Origin of the sequence: Pimelobacter simplex, from assembly GCF_024662235.1 — a bacterium.
Classification (GTDB): Bacteria; Actinomycetota; Actinomycetes; order Propionibacteriales; family Nocardioidaceae; genus Nocardioides.
This window is the reverse complement of the sequence record NZ_CP096276.1, coordinates 5,236,833-5,253,774: the sequence shown is the minus strand read 5'-3', so window position 1 is coordinate 5,253,774 and position 16,942 is coordinate 5,236,833. Positions and strand designations below refer to the sequence as shown.

15 protein-coding genes are annotated in these 16,942 nt (G+C 73.1%); 9 read left to right on the top strand and 6 right to left on the bottom strand.

Translation table 11 applies throughout. The annotated features are described in order from the left end of the window. Positions 1–13 precede the first annotated feature (13 nt). The gene (locus tag M0M48_RS25780; RefSeq protein WP_257753301.1) at positions 14–1,045 is read left to right on the top strand and encodes a nitronate monooxygenase; all 1,032 of its coding nucleotides are present in this window, start codon (positions 14–16) and stop codon (positions 1,043–1,045) included. Here the strand turns inward: M0M48_RS25780 and M0M48_RS25775 are convergent. Beyond that, the gene (locus tag M0M48_RS25775; RefSeq protein WP_257753300.1) at positions 1,020–1,502 is read right to left on the bottom strand and encodes a winged helix-turn-helix transcriptional regulator; all 483 of its coding nucleotides are present in this window, start codon (positions 1,500–1,502) and stop codon (positions 1,020–1,022) included. The genes M0M48_RS25780 and M0M48_RS25775 overlap by 26 nt on opposite strands. 60 nt (positions 1,503–1,562) lie before the next feature. Here M0M48_RS25775 and M0M48_RS25770 point away from each other — a divergent pair, with 60 nt between their 5' ends. After that, on the top strand, positions 1,563–3,020 hold the full coding sequence (locus tag M0M48_RS25770) for an MFS transporter (RefSeq protein WP_257753299.1): 1,458 nt from the start codon (positions 1,563–1,565) through the stop codon (positions 3,018–3,020). On the opposite strand, the gene M0M48_RS25765 is transcribed toward M0M48_RS25770, so the two are convergent. Both M0M48_RS25765 and M0M48_RS25760 read right to left on the bottom strand, forming a co-directional pair. Beyond that, complete coding sequence (locus M0M48_RS25765; protein ID WP_215813951.1) at positions 2,950–3,453, bottom strand: mycothiol transferase; 504 nt, start codon at positions 3,451–3,453, stop codon at positions 2,950–2,952. The genes M0M48_RS25770 and M0M48_RS25765 overlap by 71 nt on opposite strands. Before the next feature lie 95 nt (positions 3,454–3,548). Then, positions 3,549–4,505 carry a TauD/TfdA dioxygenase family protein gene (locus M0M48_RS25760; protein WP_257753298.1) on the bottom strand — a complete coding sequence of 319 codons (957 nt, stop codon included), beginning with the start codon at positions 4,503–4,505 and terminating at the stop codon, positions 3,549–3,551. 217 nt (positions 4,506–4,722) lie between these two features. Between M0M48_RS25760 and M0M48_RS25755 the strand changes: the two genes are divergently transcribed. The 7 genes from M0M48_RS25755 to M0M48_RS25725 are packed head-to-tail and all read left to right on the top strand — an operon-like array spanning position 4,723 to position 14,304. After that, positions 4,723–5,790, top strand: a complete 1,068-nt coding sequence (locus M0M48_RS25755) for an ROK family transcriptional regulator (RefSeq protein WP_257753297.1) — start codon at positions 4,723–4,725, stop codon at positions 5,788–5,790. A gap of 58 nt (positions 5,791–5,848) precedes the next feature. After that, the gene (locus M0M48_RS25750; protein ID WP_257753296.1) at positions 5,849–7,459 is read left to right on the top strand and encodes an ABC transporter substrate-binding protein; all 1,611 of its coding nucleotides are present in this window, start codon (positions 5,849–5,851) and stop codon (positions 7,457–7,459) included. Positions 7,460–7,469: 10 nt separating this feature from the next. After that, positions 7,470–8,429 carry an ABC transporter permease gene (locus M0M48_RS25745; RefSeq protein WP_215813955.1) on the top strand — a complete coding sequence of 320 codons (960 nt, stop codon included), beginning with the start codon at positions 7,470–7,472 and terminating at the stop codon, positions 8,427–8,429. Beyond that, positions 8,429–9,322, top strand: coding sequence for an ABC transporter permease (locus M0M48_RS25740; RefSeq protein WP_257753295.1), 894 nt, complete (start codon positions 8,429–8,431; stop codon positions 9,320–9,322). The genes M0M48_RS25745 and M0M48_RS25740 overlap by 1 nt, the downstream gene beginning before the upstream one ends. Then, complete coding sequence (locus M0M48_RS25735; RefSeq protein WP_257753294.1) at positions 9,315–10,985, top strand: dipeptide ABC transporter ATP-binding protein; 1,671 nt, start codon at positions 9,315–9,317, stop codon at positions 10,983–10,985. Before M0M48_RS25740 ends, M0M48_RS25735 begins: the two co-directional genes overlap by 8 nt. Beyond that, on the top strand, positions 10,982–11,941 hold the full coding sequence (locus M0M48_RS25730; RefSeq protein WP_257753293.1) for a formylglycine-generating enzyme family protein: 960 nt from the start codon (positions 10,982–10,984) through the stop codon (positions 11,939–11,941). Before M0M48_RS25735 ends, M0M48_RS25730 begins: the two co-directional genes overlap by 4 nt. Positions 11,942–11,952: 11 nt before the next feature. Next, positions 11,953–14,304 (top strand): arylsulfatase, encoded by a 2,352-nt coding sequence (locus tag M0M48_RS25725; protein ID WP_257753292.1) that lies wholly within the window; start codon positions 11,953–11,955, stop codon positions 14,302–14,304. Here M0M48_RS25725 and M0M48_RS25720 read toward each other — a convergent pair. Genes M0M48_RS25720 through M0M48_RS25710 form a run of 3 tightly spaced genes read right to left on the bottom strand, consistent with a single transcriptional unit; the run spans position 14,294 to position 16,932 of the window. Further along, positions 14,294–14,704: a PIN domain nuclease gene (locus M0M48_RS25720; RefSeq protein ID WP_257753291.1), complete on the bottom strand. Its 411-nt coding sequence runs from the start codon at positions 14,702–14,704 to the stop codon at positions 14,294–14,296. The genes M0M48_RS25725 and M0M48_RS25720 overlap by 11 nt on opposite strands. Next, positions 14,701–14,928 (bottom strand): type II toxin-antitoxin system VapB family antitoxin, encoded by a 228-nt coding sequence (gene vapB, locus M0M48_RS25715; RefSeq protein ID WP_215813961.1) that lies wholly within the window; start codon positions 14,926–14,928, stop codon positions 14,701–14,703. The genes M0M48_RS25720 and vapB overlap by 4 nt, the downstream gene beginning before the upstream one ends. A 36-nt stretch (positions 14,929–14,964) precedes the next feature. Continuing rightward, positions 14,965–16,932 carry an ABC1 kinase family protein gene (locus tag M0M48_RS25710; protein WP_257753290.1) on the bottom strand — a complete coding sequence of 656 codons (1,968 nt, stop codon included), beginning with the start codon at positions 16,930–16,932 and terminating at the stop codon, positions 14,965–14,967. Positions 16,933–16,942 lie beyond the last annotated feature (10 nt).

Here is a 16,942-nt window from a genome sequence, read left to right as displayed (position 1 = left end):
CGATCCTGGACGGGTGCCGTCGTCGCCCCTGCTCGACTCCGACCTCCCGCTCGTCGCCGCGCCCATGGCCGGCGGACCCTCGACGCCCGCGCTCGCCGCGGCGGTCGGGGACGCGGGCGGGTTCGCGTTCTGGCCGGCGGGCTACCTGAGCGCCGAGGCGTTCGCGGCGGACCTGGGCGCGGCGCACCGGGGCTCCGGCGGGCGGTCGTTCGGCGTGAACCTGTTCGTGCCGCAGGACGGGGCGATCGAGCCGGCCGCCTTCCGGGCCTACGCGGACGCGCTCCGGGGCGAGGCGGAGGCGCTCGGCGTCGACCTCCCGGCCGTGCCGCGGCACGACGACGACGCGTGGCGGGACAAGGTCGACCTGCTCCTGGCTGATCCGGTGGCGGTCGTCTCGCTGACCTTCGGCCTGCCCGGACGGGCGGACATCGCGGCGCTGCGGCGAGCGGGCTCGCGGGTACTGGCCACGGTGACCACGGCCGACGAGGCCCGGGCCGCGGAGGAAGCGGGGGTCGACGGGTTCGTCGTCCAGGGGCCGCGCGCCGGTGGGCACAGCGGGACGTTCGATCCGCGGCGGCCCATCGGGGACGGGCCGACGGCCGACGTCGTGCGCGCGGTCCGGGCGGTGTCGGGGCTGCCGGTCGTCGCCGCGGGCGGGGTGGACGGTCCGGACGCCGTCCGGACGCTGCTCGCCGCGGGCGCCGAGGCGGTCGCGGTCGGCACGCTGCTGCTCCGCGCCACCGAGGCCGGGACGTCGGCGACCCACCGCGGCGCGCTCGCCGATCCGGCGTACGCGCGGACCACGGTGACGCACTGCTTCACCGGGCGCCCGGCGCGAGCGCTGGCGAACGGGTTCGCGGCGCGGCACCACGCCGAGGCGCCGTACGGATATCCGGAGCTGCACCACCTGACCCGCGACCTGCGCCGCGCCGCGGCCCGGGCCGGCGACCCGGAGCGGCTGCACCTGTGGGCGGGGACGGGCTACCGCGCGGCGCGCGAGGCATCGGCCGCGACGATCGTCAGCGAGCTCGCCGCGGGGCTCTGACCACGACCTCGTCCTCGGGTACGTCGTGCCCGGCGGCGCAGCGCACCACGGCGCGGACCGGTTCGCCGCAGTCGGCGTGGCTGATGTCCGGACGGGCGGACGTGGGGGCCTCGGTGTGCCGGTTGCCCCAGTCGAGGAAGGCGACCACGATCGGCATCAGGTCGTGCCCGGCCTCGGTGAGGACGTAGCGCTGGCGGGTGCGCTGGCCCGGCTCCCGGTAGGCCTCCTTGGCGAACACCCCCGCCGCGACGAGCTGCTTGAGCCGCTGCGCGGCGACCGCCTCGGTGACGCCGACCCGGAGCACCAGGTCGTCGAACCGGCTGGCGCCGTAGAAGGCCTCGCGGATGAGCAGCATCGCCGTGCGCGTGCCCACCACCTCGAGCGATCGCGAGATCGGGCAGTGGTCGCCGAGAGGGACGTCGCGGGTGGCGAGGCGGCCTTCGAGCTGGAAGGGCATGACGCACATCATACCGGTCTGGCTTTTCAAGACCATAGTCAGATCCCTACGGTGCTGACTATGGAAAACAGAAGTCAGCGAGGCCCCCTCGTCCTCCTGGTCCTCACCGGCGCCGTCTGGCTCGCCGGGATCGACCTGTTCATCGTCAACGTCGCCCTCGACGACATCGGCCGCGACCTCGGCGAACCCGATCTCGGCGCGCTCAGCTGGATCCTCAACGCCTACGCCGTCACCTTCGCCGCCCTCCTCGTCCCGCTCGGCCGGGTCGCGGACCGCCGTGGCCGCAAGAACGTCTTCGTCGTCGGCATGGCGCTGTTCACCGCCGCCAGCCTCGGCGCCGGCCTCGCCCCGGACGTCTGGACACTCGTCGGGTTCCGCGTCGTCCAGGCCGTCGGCGCCGCCGCGATGATGCCAGCCAGCCTCGGCCTCCTCGTCGCCGCCGCGCCCCCGGAGAAGCGGGCCGCCGTCGCCCGCCTCTGGGCCCTCGTCGGCGCCGTCTCCGCCGCCGTCGGCCCCTCGGTCGGCGGGGTCCTCGTCCAGCTCTCGTGGGAGTGGGCGTTCTGGATCAACGTCCCCGCCGGCCTGGTCCTGATCGCGCTCGCGGTCCGCTCCGTCCCGGACCTGCAGGACGACACCGCCGCCGACGCCGCGGTGCCCCCGCGCCCCGACGTCCTCGGCGCGCTCCTGCTCGCCACCTCGGTCGGCGCCCTCGTGCTCGCCCTCGTCCAGGCCGACGCCTGGCGCTGGACCTCGCTCGCCACCCTCACCGCTCTCGGCGTCGCCGTCGCGGCCGCGATCGGCGTCCGCCTGGTCGCCGCCGGGCACCCCGCACCCGTGGTGGACCCGCACCTGTTCCGCAACCGGCGGTTCACCCTCGCGAACCTGACCACCGTCGTGTTCAACATGGGCTTCGCCATGGCCCTGCTCGCCGGCATCCTCTGGATGCAGCGGGCGTGGGGCTACTCCCCGCTGCGCACCGGGCTCGCCCTCACCCCGGGACCGCTCGCCGTCGCGGTCGTCGGCATCACGGTCGGCCGCCTGCTCCCCCGGGCCCGGCCCGGTCACCTCATCGCCGCGGGCTCGGCGATCTTCGCCTCCTGCGCGGCCTGGCAGGCGCACGTGCTGACCGCGGAACCGTCGTACGTGACCGGCTACCTGCTCCCCTGGATCGCCATCGGCGTCGCCGTCGGACTGGTCATGCCCAACGTCACCGCCGCCGCCATCGCGGACCTGCCCGTCGCGGACGCCTCGACCGGGTCGGGGATCGTGACCATGGCCCGCCAGGTCGCGCTCGCCCTCGGCGTGAGCGTGCTCGTCAGCCTGCTCGGCACGTCCTCCGGTACGACGCCCGGCCTCGCCGAGTTCGAGACCGTCTGGTGGTGGATCGCCGGCATCGGCGCGATCGCAGCCGTCGTCGCCCTGGGGATGGAGGGCCGCGGTGATCGGCTCAGCCCAGCAGCACCCCCCGCACGTACGCCGCCTGCCCGGCGTGCTGCGTACAGTCGTCGATCACGCTGACCAAGCGGACCCCGAGGGTGACCGGAGGGTCCCACCGGGTGTCGACGACCCGGTCGAGGTCGTCGGCACCGAGCGTCGCGACATAGGCCAGCGAGGCCGCATGGGTGGCGCGGTAGTAGTCGAGGAGCAGGCCGGCCGGGGCACGGACCAGGCCGACCTGCTCGCTCGTGTGGCCGTAGCCGTGGTCCTTGACGTCGAGCGGCAGCGCGAACCGGTCGGCATAGCCCTGGGCGGTGTAGACCTGCTCGATGCCGGCCACATCGGCGACGTGGTCGTCCTGGACCCTGGTCAGGTGCCACACGAGCCAGGCGATCGGGTTGGCACCGGGGGCGGGGCGCTGCACCAGGAGGTCGTCGGAGAGGCCGTCGAGCACGGCCTCGACAGAGTCGAGGACACGGCCCAGGCCATCGGTCAGCAGGTCGGCGGGAGTCATGGAAAAGACGCTACGCCGGACCCCCGACAAAGGGATCCGGCGCAGCCCGCCTGTGGAGAAGATCGCCGTGGCGACGTACCTGTGGAGAGGAACGGTCAGCTGATCAGCTCGTCCAGCCGGTTGTAGACATCGGCCGAGCCGGCCACCACCCGGCTCTCGCGACCCGTGATCGAGACCGGGACCGGCCCCTGCACGGTGATCCGGCGGACCTCGCGCAGCTGGGTGTCGAAGTCGGCGACGGCGTAGTGCTGGGTCGCGCGGTTGTCCCAGATCGCGACGTCGCCGTCGGCCCAGGTCCAGCGGACCGTGTTCTCGAGCTTGGTCACCCGGTCCTGCAGGAGGTTGTAGAGCGCGGCCGACTCCTTGGCGTTGAAGCCGACGAAGTTCTTGACGAAGTGGCCGAGCAGGAGCGAGCGCTCACCGGTCTCGGGGTGGACCCGGACGACGGGGTGCTCGGTCTGGTAGACGGTCGAGGCGAACTCCGAGCGGCTGAACTGGGTGTTGGCCTCGCCCTCCTCGGAGTAGTGGTTGGCGTAGTCGTAGTCGTTGGTGTGGATCGCCCAGAGGTCGTCGACGAGCGCCTTGAGCTGCGGCGGCAGCGTCTCGTACGCCGTGACCGTGTTGGCCCACACGGTGCTGCCGCCGTACTCCGGGATGGTGACGCCGCGCAGCACCGAGAACGCCGGGATCCGGTCGACGAAGGTGACGTCGGTGTGCCACGAGTTGGCCGCCATCCCCTTGGTCGCCTTGAGCGCGAGGACCCGCGCGCTGCCGGTGTTGACCGTCGGGTGCGCGGTGGTGAGCGGGCCGAGGAGCTCGCCGAAGCCGATCTGCGCGTCGTCGTCGAGGTGGTCCTGCCCGCGGAAGAAGACGACCTTGTGCTCCAGCAGCGCCGCGCGGATGCCCGCCACGGTCTCGGGCGCGAGGTCGGCACCGAGGCGTACGCCGTCGATGCGCGCGCCGATCCGGCTGCCCAGCTTGCTGACGGCGAGCCCGTCAGGGGCGGCGGAGGCGGGGTTCGCGGCGGTCGTCCGGTCGAGGCTGATGGTCATGACGTGGCGGTCCTTCGTCGTCGGGGGTGGGGAACGAGGGTCCACGGTGAGGCGGAAAGCCCCACCGGACAAGGGTTCCGCTCACCGTGATCCGAACCCGACCGGATCGCGGGACGAAGTTGTGGGACGCCCTCCACGGTGATCTACAGTTTGTCGAGTCAGTTGATAGACAATTGCTCACCTCGGCACCCCGCCACGGACTCGGAAGGAGGACGGCGTGCCTCGTTCGCCGATCATCACCGTGTCCCGCGGCCGGTTCAGCCCGACCGCCGCCCAGGTGCTGGAGCACGTCCGCTCCGCCGGCCGTGCGTCTCGTGACGAGATCGCCGCGGCGAGCGGGCTGAGCATCGCCACCGTCGGCCGTACGGCGGCCCAGCTCGCCGAGCTCGGCCTGCTCCGCGAGCGCCCCGACCTCGCTCGCCCCGGACTCACCGGGCGCCCGGGCGTCCCGGTCGAGATCGACGCGGAGCACTACGTCACCCTCGGCTTCCACGTCGGACGCCGGATCGCGACGGTCGCCCTCGGCGACCTCACCGGCCGCGTCCTCGCCTCCCGCACCGTACGACGCCCGCTCGGCGCGGACCCCGACCTCGAGCAGCTGAGCCGGGTCGGCGCCGCCCTCCTCGGCACGCTCCCCGACCGGGTCCCGCTGGCGGCCGGCCTCGTCTCCCCCTGGCGCGAGCTCGGCCTGGTGCCGACCGAGCGCGAGGCCGAGCTGCGCGACCTGACCGGCCTCCCGGTCCGCACCGGCGACCACATCTCCGCGGTCGCCGCATCGGAGTTCCTGCACCGCCGGCACGGGATCGGCGGGATGACGCTCTACGTCTACGCCCGCGACACCTTCGGCTGGTCGGTCGCGGTCGATCGCGGCGTGCAGACCGACGTCACCCGGGCCGCGAGCCTGACCCACTTCCCCACCGGTTCGCGGATCCCGTGCTCGTGCGGCCGGACCGGCTGCCTCGCGGCCACGGTGCCGTCGCTCTCCCCCGCCGACCGGGCGCGCACGCTCGGCGCGGTCGCCGGTTCGGTGCGCGACATGCTCTCGCCGGATCGCGTCGTCCTCGTCGGGCAGGCGTTCACCGGCGACCCCGAGCAGCTCGACACCGTCGTCGGGTCCTACGACGAGCACACCGCCCTCGACCACGCGGTCCCCGTCTCCTTCACCCGCTTCGGCGCGGACATCCAGGCGATCAGCGCCTGCACCGTCGCGCTGGGACCGGTCCTCGACGACCCCCAGGGCTGCGTCGAGACCGCCGGGGCGTGTCGTCGCCGTCGCGGCGCCTGACCCTTCCCTCCCCTCGCCCCCCTTCTCGGACCCGTCTCCGTCCCCGAAAGGAACACCCGTGTCCACACCCGTCTCCGCCCACCCGCACCGCCGCGCGCACCAGCGCTCCCGCCGGCACCTGATCCGCCTGGCCGGCGCGCTCGTCGCGCTGCTGACCCTGGTCACGGCGACGGCCTGCTCGTCGGCCGTCGACGAGCTCAAGAGCGGCTCGGGTGAGCGCCAGGAGGGCGGCACGCTGCGGGTCGGCGCGCTCCAGGACATCGTTCCGGCGCGGATCTTCACGAACTCCAGCGACTCGATCAACGTCCTGATCGGCAGCGTCTACGACTCGCTGATCGACTACCCGCTCGACAGCCTGGACCCGAAGCCCTCGCTCGCGACGTCGTGGCAGCTCTCCGACGACGGCAAGCAGCTCACCCTGCAGCTGCGCGACGACGTGAAGTTCCACTCCGGCCGGCCGTTCACGAGCAAGGACGTCGAGTTCAGCATCAAGACCTGGGCGGACCCGGCCTGGACGGTGCAGCTGCAGCGCACGGCCGCGGCGATCACCGGCTTCGACACCACCGACGAGCACGCGATCACGCTGACCTTCGCGCACCCGCTGAGCAACATCTTCGACCTGCTCGACATGCTGCCGATCATCGACCAGGACACGATCGACCAGCTCCGCGAGGGCAAGGCGTTCGTCGGCACCGGCCCGTTCGAGTTCACGAGCTGGAGCCCGGGCGCCAAGATCCAGTTCACGCGCAATGACGACTACTGGCGCGGCAAGCCGGCGCTCGACGGCATCGACGTCAGCGTCATCCCGGACCCGCAGGCGCAGGTCGCCCAGCTCCGCTCGCACCAGCTCGACCTGATCCTCGGCGCGTCGTACCGCGACTTCGAGAGCCTCGGCAAGGACGACCAGTTCAACGTCAACCAGTGGGACGGCGCCGAGGGCCAGGTGTACGTCGGCACGAACGTCACCAACCCCGCACTCTCCGACGTCCGGGTCCGTCAGGCGATCGCCTACGCCCTGGACCGCAAGCGGGTCGTGGACGAGGTCTTCCGCGGCGCGGGCGTCCCGATCAGCCTGCCGTGGCCGGACTACTCGCCGGCGTACGACGCGACGGCCAACGGCACCTACGACTACGACCTCGACCAGGCGAAGAAGCTCGTCGACGAGGCCAAGGCCGACGGCGTGAAGATCCCGAAGCTGCCGCTCACCTATCCCTCGGAGAACCCCATCTACGGGGCGATCGCGCAGATCGCGCAGGCCGACCTGGCCAAGGTGGGCATCGAGGTCGAGCTCGACCCGCAGGAGCAGGCGCAGGTGATCCAGCAGCTGATCGGCGCGAAGTTCCCGGCGCTGTGGATCCTCAGCCACGGCTACGCCAACTGGACGCCGTCGACGCTCGCCGTGTCGGCGTACCCCTTCAACGCCGAGCACAACGCCTCGCTCTACGTCGACAAGGACTACCAGGCGATCGCGGACAAGGTCTGGAAGGAGAAGCCCGACGCGGTCGACACCGCCGACTACGCCACGCTCAGCCAGGCGCTGCTCAAGGGCTCGTTCCTGCTGGAGATCGCGATCACGCTGCCGCAGGACGCCAGCAGCACGCAGGTCCACGGCATCGGGCAGACCAAGCGCGGCGAGCCGGTCTTCTACGACACGTACCTGTCGAAGTGAGCACAGCGTCATGACCCGCTACCTCCTCAGCCGGCTGGGCTCGGCCCTCCTCGTGACGGCGCTCGCGTCGATCGGGATCTTCGCCCTGATCCGGCTGGTGCCCGGCGACCCCGTCACGGTGCTCGCCGGGCCGGACGCCACGCCCGCCGCGCGGGACGCGATCCGCACGCAGCTCGGGCTGGACCAGCCGTTCTGGAGCCAGTACGTGCACTGGCTCGGCGACCTGGCCCGGTTCGACCTCGGTCCGTCGTACAAGCTGGGCGGGGACGTGGGCAGCCTGATCGCGGACGGTGCGCTCAACACCGTCGTGCTGACGCTGTTCGCGCTCGTCCTCGCCACCGTCGGTGCGATCGTGACCAGCACCGCGGCGGTGGTCGGGGACCGGCGCTGGCTCAACTCGCTGCTCTCGGCCCTCAACACCGCGGCGGTGGCGGTGCCGACGTTCGCGACGGCGCTCGTGCTGGTGCTGGTGTTCGCGGTGCGCTTCCCCGTGCTCCCCGCTGGGGGGACGCCGCCGGCCGGCTTCTTCGCGCAGCCCGACATCGCGCTGCAGTACCTGATCCTCCCGGGCATCGCGCTGGCGCTGCCCGCGTGGGCGGCACTGACCCGGTTCCTCACCGAGGCGCTGCGGACGCAGATGCGGCAGCCGTACGTGACGACGGCGCGGGCGCTCGGCATCCCTCGCCGCCGGATCGTGCTCACCCAGGCGCTGCGCAACGCGCTGCCGTCGACGGTGACGGTGCTCGGCCTGCAGCTCGGAACCCTGCTGGGTGGGGCGATCCTGGTCGAGGCGGTCTTCGCCTGGCCGGGCCTCGGACGCCTGGTGGAGCAGGGGATCTCGGCCCGCGACTACCCCGTCGTGCAGGTCCTGCTGCTGCTCTCGGTGGTCGTCTTCGTCCTCACCCAGCTCGCCACGGACGTCATCCATGCGTGGCTCGACCCGCGCGTCCGGCTGAACGGAGTCTCCTGATGACCCTCGACGTCTCGCTGGAGGAGCCGCTCAGCCCGGTCCCCGTGGGTCCCGTCCCCGGCGATCCCGCGCCCGTACGACGCGACGGCCTGCTGCACGCGCTGCGCCACGGCCGCGGCCTCGTGGGGCTCGTGCTCGTCAGCACGGTGGTGGCGCTCGGCGTGCTCGGGCCGCTGCTCGCGCCGTACGGGCCGACGGAGCAGATCAAGGGCGCCAACCTGCTGGGGCCCGGCCCCGGGCACTGGCTCGGCACCGACGAGCTCAACCGCGACATCCTGTCCCGCACGCTGTACGGCATCCGGGTCGACCTGGTCATCGTGTTCGCGGCGGTGCCGGTCGGCGCGGCCGCCGGCGTGCTGATCGGCCTGGTCACGAGCTGGTGGACGGTGACCGACGTGATCGCGCAGCGGGCGTTCGACCTGCTGCTCGCGTTCCCCGCGCTCATCCTGGGCATCCTGCTCACCGCCTTCCTCGGCCCCGGCGTGCTCACGGTCGGCGTCGTCATCGTGGCGCTGGAGATCCCGGTCTTCGGGCGGCTGGTGCGCACATCGGTGCGGACCGTGCGGGAGATGCCGTTCGTCGAGGCCTCGCAGGTCGTCGGCGCCGGACCCTGGTGGGTGCTGCGCAAGCACGTCCTCCCCAACTCGCTGGAGCCGCTGACCGTCCAGCTCGCCGTGTCGATGTCGGTCGCGGTGTTCATCGAGGGCGCGATGAGCTTCCTCGGGCTGGGTGTCCGGCCGCCGCACCCTTCGCTCGGCTCCCTCATCAAGGACGGCGTGCGACTGCTGCACGAGGCGCCGTTCTTCGCCGTGGGCCCGCTCGCCGTCGTGGTGGCGCTGGTCCTCGGTCTCCTGCTCATCTCCCAGTCCCTCGCGGAGGCCCGCCGTGCCTGAGTCGCCTGTGTCCCCTGTGCTCGAGATCGAGCACCTCGCCATCTCGTTCGCCCAGCCCCGGCCCGCCGTCGAGGATGTCTCGGTCGCCCTCGAACGCGGCGAGATCCTCGCCCTGGTGGGCGAATCGGGCTCCGGGAAGTCGATGACCGCGCGTGCGGTGCTCGGCCTGCTGCCGCCGGGCGCGCAGGCCACCGGATCCATCAGGTACGACGGCGAGGAGCTCCTCGGGCTGCCCGAGGCCGAGCTCGACCGGTTCCGCGGTGCCCGGATCGCGATGGTGTTCCAGGAGCCGCAGACCGCGCTCAACCCGGTGCGGACCGTCGGCTGGCAGCTCCGCGAGGCACTGCGCGCGCACGGCCTCCGATCGCGGAAAGCCGCACGGGAGCGGGCGATCGAGCTGCTCCGCGCGGTCGAGATCCCCGAGCCGGAGCGCCGGCTCGGCTCGTACCCCCACCAGCTCTCGGGCGGCCAGAAGCAGCGGGTGGTGCTCGCCCTCGCGCTGGCGAACGAGCCGGAGGTGCTGCTCGCCGACGAGCCGACCACCGCGCTCGACGTCACCGTGCAGGCCGAGATCCTGCGCCTGCTGGACCGGATCCGCGAGCAGACCGGCACCGCGATCGTGCTCATCACCCACAACATGGGGGTGGTCGCCGAGATCGCCGACCGGGTCGTCGTCCTGCAGGCGGGCAATGTCGTCGAGGAGGGCGAGACCCGCGCGCTGTTCGCCCACCCGCGGGAGCCGTACACCAAGACGCTGCTCGCGTCGGTGCTGCGCCTCCCCGAGGCCGGCACGCAGGCGACGCCGGGCCCGGCCGTCCCCGCGGCGGCGGCGATCGTCGCGGACGAGGTGACCCCGGCCGTGGAGTTCCGCGACGTCCACGTGCACTACGGATCGAGCCGTCGGGGCCGGGCCTTCCCCGCGATCAGCGACGTCTCGCTCACCGTCGCGCCGGGTGAGGTGCTCGGCCTGGTCGGCGAGTCCGGCTCCGGCAAGACGACACTCGGCCGGCTCGCCGCCGGCCTCGTCCCGCTGGCCGACGGGCAGGTGCTGCTGCGCGGCCGGGACGTGCTGGCCGCGCCTCGCTCCGAGCGCCGGAACCTCCGTCGTGGTCTGGCGTTCGTGCACCAGGACCCGGAGGCCTCGCTCGACCCGCGGCTCAGCGTCGGTGCGAGCATCCGCGAGCCGCTCGACATCCACCAGGTCGGCACCACCGGTGAGCGCGACGCCCGGGTGGCCGAGCTCCTCGAAGCGGTCCAGCTCCCCGCGTCGTACGCCGGCCGGCGCCCGCGTGAGCTCTCCGGCGGCCAGCGGCAGCGGATTGCCCTGGCCCGTGCGCTCGCGCTGGAGCCGAGCCTGCTCGTGGCCGACGAGCCCACCAGTGCGCTCGACGTGTCGGTGCAGGCGCGCGTACTGGAGCTGTTCCGCGACCTCCAGGAGCGGCTCGGCTTCGCCTGCCTGTTCATCAGCCACGACCTCGCCGTCGTGCACCAGGTCGCCGACCGGGTGGCGGTCCTGCGCGCTGGACGGCTCGTCGAGGAAGGCCCCGTGAGCGCGGTGTTCACGCACCCGAGCGAGGACTACACGCGACGGCTGCTCGACGCCGTCCCGGTGCCGGACCCCAGCCGGCGCCGCGGCCGGCGGGTGCGCGAGCTCGCGTCATGAGCGGCGCGTGCTGCGCGGGATCGGTCGGCCAGGGCGACCTGCTCACCGTCGGTCCCGCGGCTCCGTACCGGCCGCCGGCAGACCGGCGCGACACCCGCGGCCAGCGCGCGATCCCCGGCGGGACGTTCGCGATGGGTGACCCCTTCGGCGACGGGGATCCCGCTGACGGCGAGGGTCCGGTGCACGAGGTGACGCTGGCGCCGTACCTCGTGGACGAGACGGCGGTGACCAACGCGGCGTTCGCGCGGTTCGTGCGCGCCACCGGCCATGTCACCGAGGCCGAGCAGCTCGGTGTCTCCGCGGTCTTCCACCTCGCCGTCGAGGCCACCCGGGCCGACGTCCTGCACCGGCTCGACACGACGCCCTGGTGGGTCGCGGTCAAGGGCGCGGACTGGCGGCACCCCGCCGGACCGCTGTCGTCGATCGGCGACCTGCCGCACCACCCCGTCGTGCACGTCACGTGGCACGACGCGCAGGCGTACTGCCGCTGGGCGGGCAAGCGGCTGCTGACCGAGGCCGAGTGGGAATTCGCCGCACGTGGGGGCCTCTCGGGCCGCCGCTTCCCCTGGGGGGACGAGCTGCACGACGGCGGCGCCTGGCGGCTCAACGTGTGGCAGGGCGACTTCCCCCGGCACAACACGCTCGACGACGGCCACCTGACGACGGCACCGGTGAAGTCCTACCGACCCAACGGCTACGGCCTCTTCCAGACCGTCGGCAACGTCTGGGAGTGGTGCGCCGACCGGTTCGACGCCGGCTACTACGCCGACTCCCCCGCCGACGACCCGCACGGGCCCCGGCACGGGCACACCCGCGTGATGCGCGGCGGCTCCTACCTCTGCCACGACTCGTACTGCAACCGCTACCGCGTCGCCGCCCGCAGCAGCAACACCCCCGACTCGGCCTCGGCCAATGTCGGCTTCCGGTGCGGCAATTCCCTCTCGACCCCCTCATGAACGGAGACCCCGTGTCCGACGATCCCCGCGCCCACCTGCCCTTCCACCGCGCCCGCGCCGCCTTCGAGGCGGAGGTCGACGTACGGGACCAGGACGGTCCGCTGCCGGGGCGGGAGCGGCTCGAAGCCCCCGAGGGAGCGCCGAACGTGCTCGTCGTCCTGCTCGACGACATGGGATTCGGCGCCCCCTCGGTCTTCGGCGGCCCGTGCCGGACGCCCGTCGCCGAGCAGCTCGCCGACGACGGCCTGCGCTACACGCGCTTCCACACCACGGCGCTGTGCTCGCCCACACGGGCCGCGCTGATGACCGGTCGCAACCACCACGCGGTCGGCGTCGGCACGGTCATGGAGATCTCCACCGGCGCCCCGGGGTACGACGGCCTGCGCCCCCGCGACGCCGGCACGCTCGCGCAGGTCCTGCGCGGCAACGGCTACAGCACGGGCGCCTTCGGCAAGTGGCACCAGACCCCGCCCTGGGAGCAGACCGCGGCAGGACCGTTCGACCGGTGGCCGACGGGCGAGGGATTCGACCGCTTCTACGGCTTCCTCGGCGGCGAGGCCAGCCAGTTCGAGCCGACGCTCGTCGACGGTACGACGTTCGTCGACCCGCCGCGCAGCGCGGCCGAGGGCTACCACCTGTCCGAGGACCTCGCCGACCGCGCGATCGCCTGGACCGGCGACGTCCGCACGCACGCGCCCGACAAGCCGTGGTTCTGCTACCTCGCGTTCGGCGCGACGCACGCGCCCTTCCAGGTCCCGGACTCGTGGCGGGACCGCTACCGCGGCGAGTTCGCGCACGGGTGGGACCGGCAACGCGAGATCACGCTCGAGAAGCAGCGCGCACTGGGCGTCGTACCTCCGGAGGCGGAGCTGGCGCCCTGGACGCCCGGCGTCCCCCACTGGGACGACGTCTCCGCGCTGGAGCAGGAGACCGGGCAACGGCTCATGGAGCTCTACGCGGCGTTCGCCGAGCACACCGACGCCCAGGTGGGCCGGGTGATCGACGCGCTGCGCGAGCGCGGCGAGCTCGACAACACGATCGTGCTCTACATCCTCGGTGACAACGGGGCTTCCGCCGAGGGCGGGCCGGCCGGGACGCTCAACGAGGGGCTGCACTTCAACGGCATCGAGGAGGACCCGGAGCGGATCGCGCGCTTCATCGCGGAGCGACCCGGCGAGCTCGGCGGGCCGGACACCTACGCGCACTACCCCGCCGGTTGGGCGGTGGCCATGGACACGCCGTACCAGTGGACGAAGCAGGTCGCCTCGCACTACGGCGGCACCCGCAACGGGCTCGTCGTGCACTGGCCCGCGGGCATCCGGGCACGCGGCGAGGTGCGGCGCCAGTGGCACCACGTGAACGACGTGCTGCCGACGCTGCTCGACGTGGCCGGCGTACCGGTGCCGGAGACGATCGACGGCGTCCGGCAGGCACCGTTGGACGGCGTCTCGTTCGCCTACTCCTTCGACCAGCCGCAGGCCGCGGAACGGCACACCACGCAGTACTTCGAGATGTTCGGCAACCGCGGGATCTACCACGAGGGCTGGACCGCGGTCGCCGCGCACAAGGCGCCCTGGCACCCGGCGTCGGTGGAGACGCCGCGCTTCGAGGACGATCGCTGGGAGCTCTACGACACCACGACCGACTGGACCCAGGCCCGGGACCTCGCGGCCGCCGAGCCGGAGCGGCTCGCCGCTCTGCAGGAGCTCTTCCTGGCCGAGGCACGGCGCAACCACGTGCTCCCCATGGACGACAAGCTCGCCCGCCGGTTCAACGCCGGCGGCACCGGCCGGCCCGCTCCCCCGACCTCGATCGTCCTCGGGCCCACCTCGGGACGGCTGCGCGACGACGCGGTGCCGCCGGTGCGCAACGCGTCGCACGTCGTACGGGCGCGGTTCGCGGGAGGCCCGGGGACGTCGGGCGTGCTCGTCGCGCAGGGCGGCTACTTCGGCGGGTGGTCGCTCTACGTCAAGGAGGGCGTCGTCACCTGGGCCTACAGCCGGGCGGCGATCGACTGGACGCACGTGCGGTCGGCGACGGTGCTGACCGACGGCGAGCACGACGTCGAGCTCGTCTTCGCGTACGACGGCGGCGGCTTCGGCAAGGGCGCCTCGATCACGCTCGTGCTCGACGGCGCAAAGGTCGCCGAGGGCCGCCTGGAGCGGTCGCTGCCCCACATGTTCTCGATGGACCAGACGCTCGACGTCGGCATCGACCGCGGCACGCCGGTCACCGACGACTACGGGACCCGCAACGGGTTCCGGTTCACCGGGCGGATCGAGCGCGTCGAGATCGTCTCGGGCGACGACGCACTGACTCCTCCGCTGGAGGACCGCGTGGCGGCGGCGCTGATCACGCAGTGAGGCCGAGGCGCTCGACCTGCTGACCGGTGACGTCGGCGATGAGCTCGAAGTCCTTGTCGAGGTGGAGGACGACGAGCCCCGCCAGCTCGGCCGTCGCGGCGATCAGCAGGTCGGGCACCGACGGGGCGCGGTGCTGGCCACGCGCCGCGAGGATGCGCTGGACGTCGAGCGCACGGCGCTCGATGGCGGGGGTGAGGTACTCGACGGGGAACCACGACACGGGCGGACCGGCGACCAGCGCCTGCCAGTCGTCGGCCGATCGTGCGGAGAAGCCCGCCTCGAGCAGCGTCGGCGAGGTGATCCGGACCAGACCCCGGCGGCAGCGCTCGCGCCACTCGTCGCGCTCGGCAGCGTGCGCCAGCCGGACGAGGGCGGACTTGTCGATGAGCCAGTCGGTCATGACCAGGCGTCCCTCATGACGTCGTCGTCGCCGAGGTCCTGGGCGAGGTCCGCGAACCGCGCGAAGACGTCGGTGCCCGGTTCGGCGTCGTCGACCCCGCGCGCCGCCTCCTGGAGGATCAGCCGACGGAAGTAGTCGGCCCGTGACAGGCCGAGCCGACGAGCCTTGTCGTCGATCCGCCGCAGGTCCTCGTCGGGCACGTTCCGAATGAGCAGGTCAGTCATCGCGCCACCTCCTGATATCGAAGGATATCAGGAGGACTAGGGGCTCTCGCGCCGCTGGAACAACCGCACGACGACCCGCAGCGCCAGCGTGACCCCGCAGAACCCCAGTGCCAGCGCCAGCAGCCCGAACAACGACAGGTCGTCGGTGAGCCGGGGTCCGTTGTCGCTGAGGGCGAGCAGGACGGCGAGGACGCAGGCGGTGATGCCGAAGGCGGCGGCCAGGCCGTTGTTGACCTGGTCGCGGAGCCAGGCGCGGTCCTCGGCGTCGCCGAAGGCGCGGGTGCGGACGGTGAAGGTGCCGTCGCTGAGGGCGCCGGTGACGTGCTCGAGGCGTTCGGGGAGGCGGCGGGCGATGGCGGCGACGACGCCGGCCTGGCTGGCGGCCTGGGCGGCGAGGCGCTGGGGGGCGGCGAGGCGGCGCAGGAGGGACGGGAGCTGGTCGCGGGCCGACGACAGCAGGCTGTTGGTGGGGTCGAGGAGGGTGACGGCGGCCTCGACGGAGGTGAGGGTCCGGAAGGCGGCCGCGACGTCGCCGGGGACGCCGATGCCGTGGCGGCGCAGGACCGCGAAGATGCGGGCGAAGGTGTCGCCGCTGATGGTGTCCTGGAGCTGCAGGGCGGCGATCTCGCGGCCGAGCTCGCGGCGCAGGAGGGGCACGTCGAGGTCGTCCGGTACGTCGAACGCGAGCGCCATCGCGTCGACCGCGGACACCGCGTCGTCGCTGAGGATCGCGAAGAGCAGCAGGGCGAGGAGCTGGCGGGTCTCGCTGTCGAGGATGCCGACGGCACCGAAGTCGAGCAGGCCCAGCCGGCCGTCGTCCAGGACGAGGATGTTGCCGGGGTGCAGGTCGGCGTGGAAGAAGCCGCTGACGAAGACCGTGTCGAGCAGCGCGCCGATGAGGGTCTCCGCGAGGTGGGTACGGCGCTCGGGGTCGAGGCCGGCGACGGCGGCGTCCCCCGCCGAGAGCGGTACGCCGTGCAGCCGCTCCATGACGAGCACCCGGCGGGTGCTGAGCCCGAGGTCGACCGCGGGGACGACGATGTCGTCGCGACCGCGGAGGGCCGCGGCGCCGGACGCCGTGCGCTCGGCCTCGATGCGGTAGTCGAGCTCCTCGCGCAGCGACTGCGCGAGCCCGGCGGCGAGCCGGGAGACCGTCATGTCGCGGGCCCAGGGCCAGCGCTGCTCAGCGGTCCGGGCGAGCCGGAGCAGGATCTCGGTGTCGACCTCGACCTGGCGCCGCGCCTTGCTGCGCTGCACCTTCACGACGACGTCGCGGCCGTCGTGGGTGGTCGCGGTGTGCACCTGCGCCACGGACGCGGCGGCGAGGGGAACGACGTCGAACGTCGCGAAGAGGGCGTCGGGCCGGCCGCCGAGCTCGGCCGCGATGGTGCCGGCCACGGCGTCGTACGGCTCGGGGTCGGCGTCGGACTGGAGCGTCGCGAGGGCACGCGTGGTGTCGGCCGGGAGCAGGTCGTCGCGGGTGGCGAGGATCTGGCCGAGCTTGACGAAGGTGACGCCGGACTTGTTGAAGACCGACGCGAGGGCCGGGCCGAAGGAGGCCGACGACGGTCCGCCGCGCAGCACAGCACCGAGCCCTGAACCGGTGGCGGCACGGGCGATCTGGAGGTAGCGCCGGGTCCGGCGGGCCCACGAGCGGGTCCGGCCGACGACCTCGCCGGGGCCTGGCACCGTGCCCGACGGGAGCAGCACCTCGGTCAGCATGACGACCGCCAGCGCGGCCGCGAAGACCCACAGGCAGCTGACCAGGATGAAGGCGATCGCCGTCCCCTGGGACGTCGTCAGCTCGCCGCTCGACGTACCGACGCCGGCGGTGACCGCCAGCTTGCCGGTGACCGGGATCCCCACCAGGAGGGCGATCCACGCCACCAGCACGGTGCGCAGCCAGCCGACCCGGGCGCCGAGGATCCGCCGGATCACCGCCCCGAGGCCGATCGCCAGCACGAGGCTCGTCAGAACCGTGTAGACCCAGACCACCGCTGCCACGGGCACCACC

Coding starts and splice junctions, on each gene's coding strand:
- M0M48_RS25775 (WP_257753300.1), bottom strand. CDS start 1,502: ATGCCCTTCCAGCTCGAAGGCCGCCTCGCCACCCGCGACGTCCCTCTC.
- M0M48_RS25770 (WP_257753299.1), top strand. CDS start 1,563: ATGGAAAACAGAAGTCAGCGAGGCCCCCTCGTCCTCCTGGTCCTCACC.
- M0M48_RS25765 (WP_215813951.1), bottom strand. CDS start 3,453: ATGACTCCCGCCGACCTGCTGACCGATGGCCTGGGCCGTGTCCTCGAC.
- M0M48_RS25760 (WP_257753298.1), bottom strand. CDS start 4,505: ATGACCATCAGCCTCGACCGGACGACCGCCGCGAACCCCGCCTCCGCC.
- M0M48_RS25745 (WP_215813955.1), top strand. CDS start 7,470: ATGACCCGCTACCTCCTCAGCCGGCTGGGCTCGGCCCTCCTCGTGACG.
- M0M48_RS25740 (WP_257753295.1), top strand. CDS start 8,429: ATGACCCTCGACGTCTCGCTGGAGGAGCCGCTCAGCCCGGTCCCCGTG.
- M0M48_RS25730 (WP_257753293.1), top strand. CDS start 10,982: ATGAGCGGCGCGTGCTGCGCGGGATCGGTCGGCCAGGGCGACCTGCTC.
- M0M48_RS25720 (WP_257753291.1), bottom strand. CDS start 14,704: ATGACCGACTGGCTCATCGACAAGTCCGCCCTCGTCCGGCTGGCGCAC.
- vapB (WP_215813961.1), bottom strand. CDS start 14,928: ATGACTGACCTGCTCATTCGGAACGTGCCCGACGAGGACCTGCGGCGG.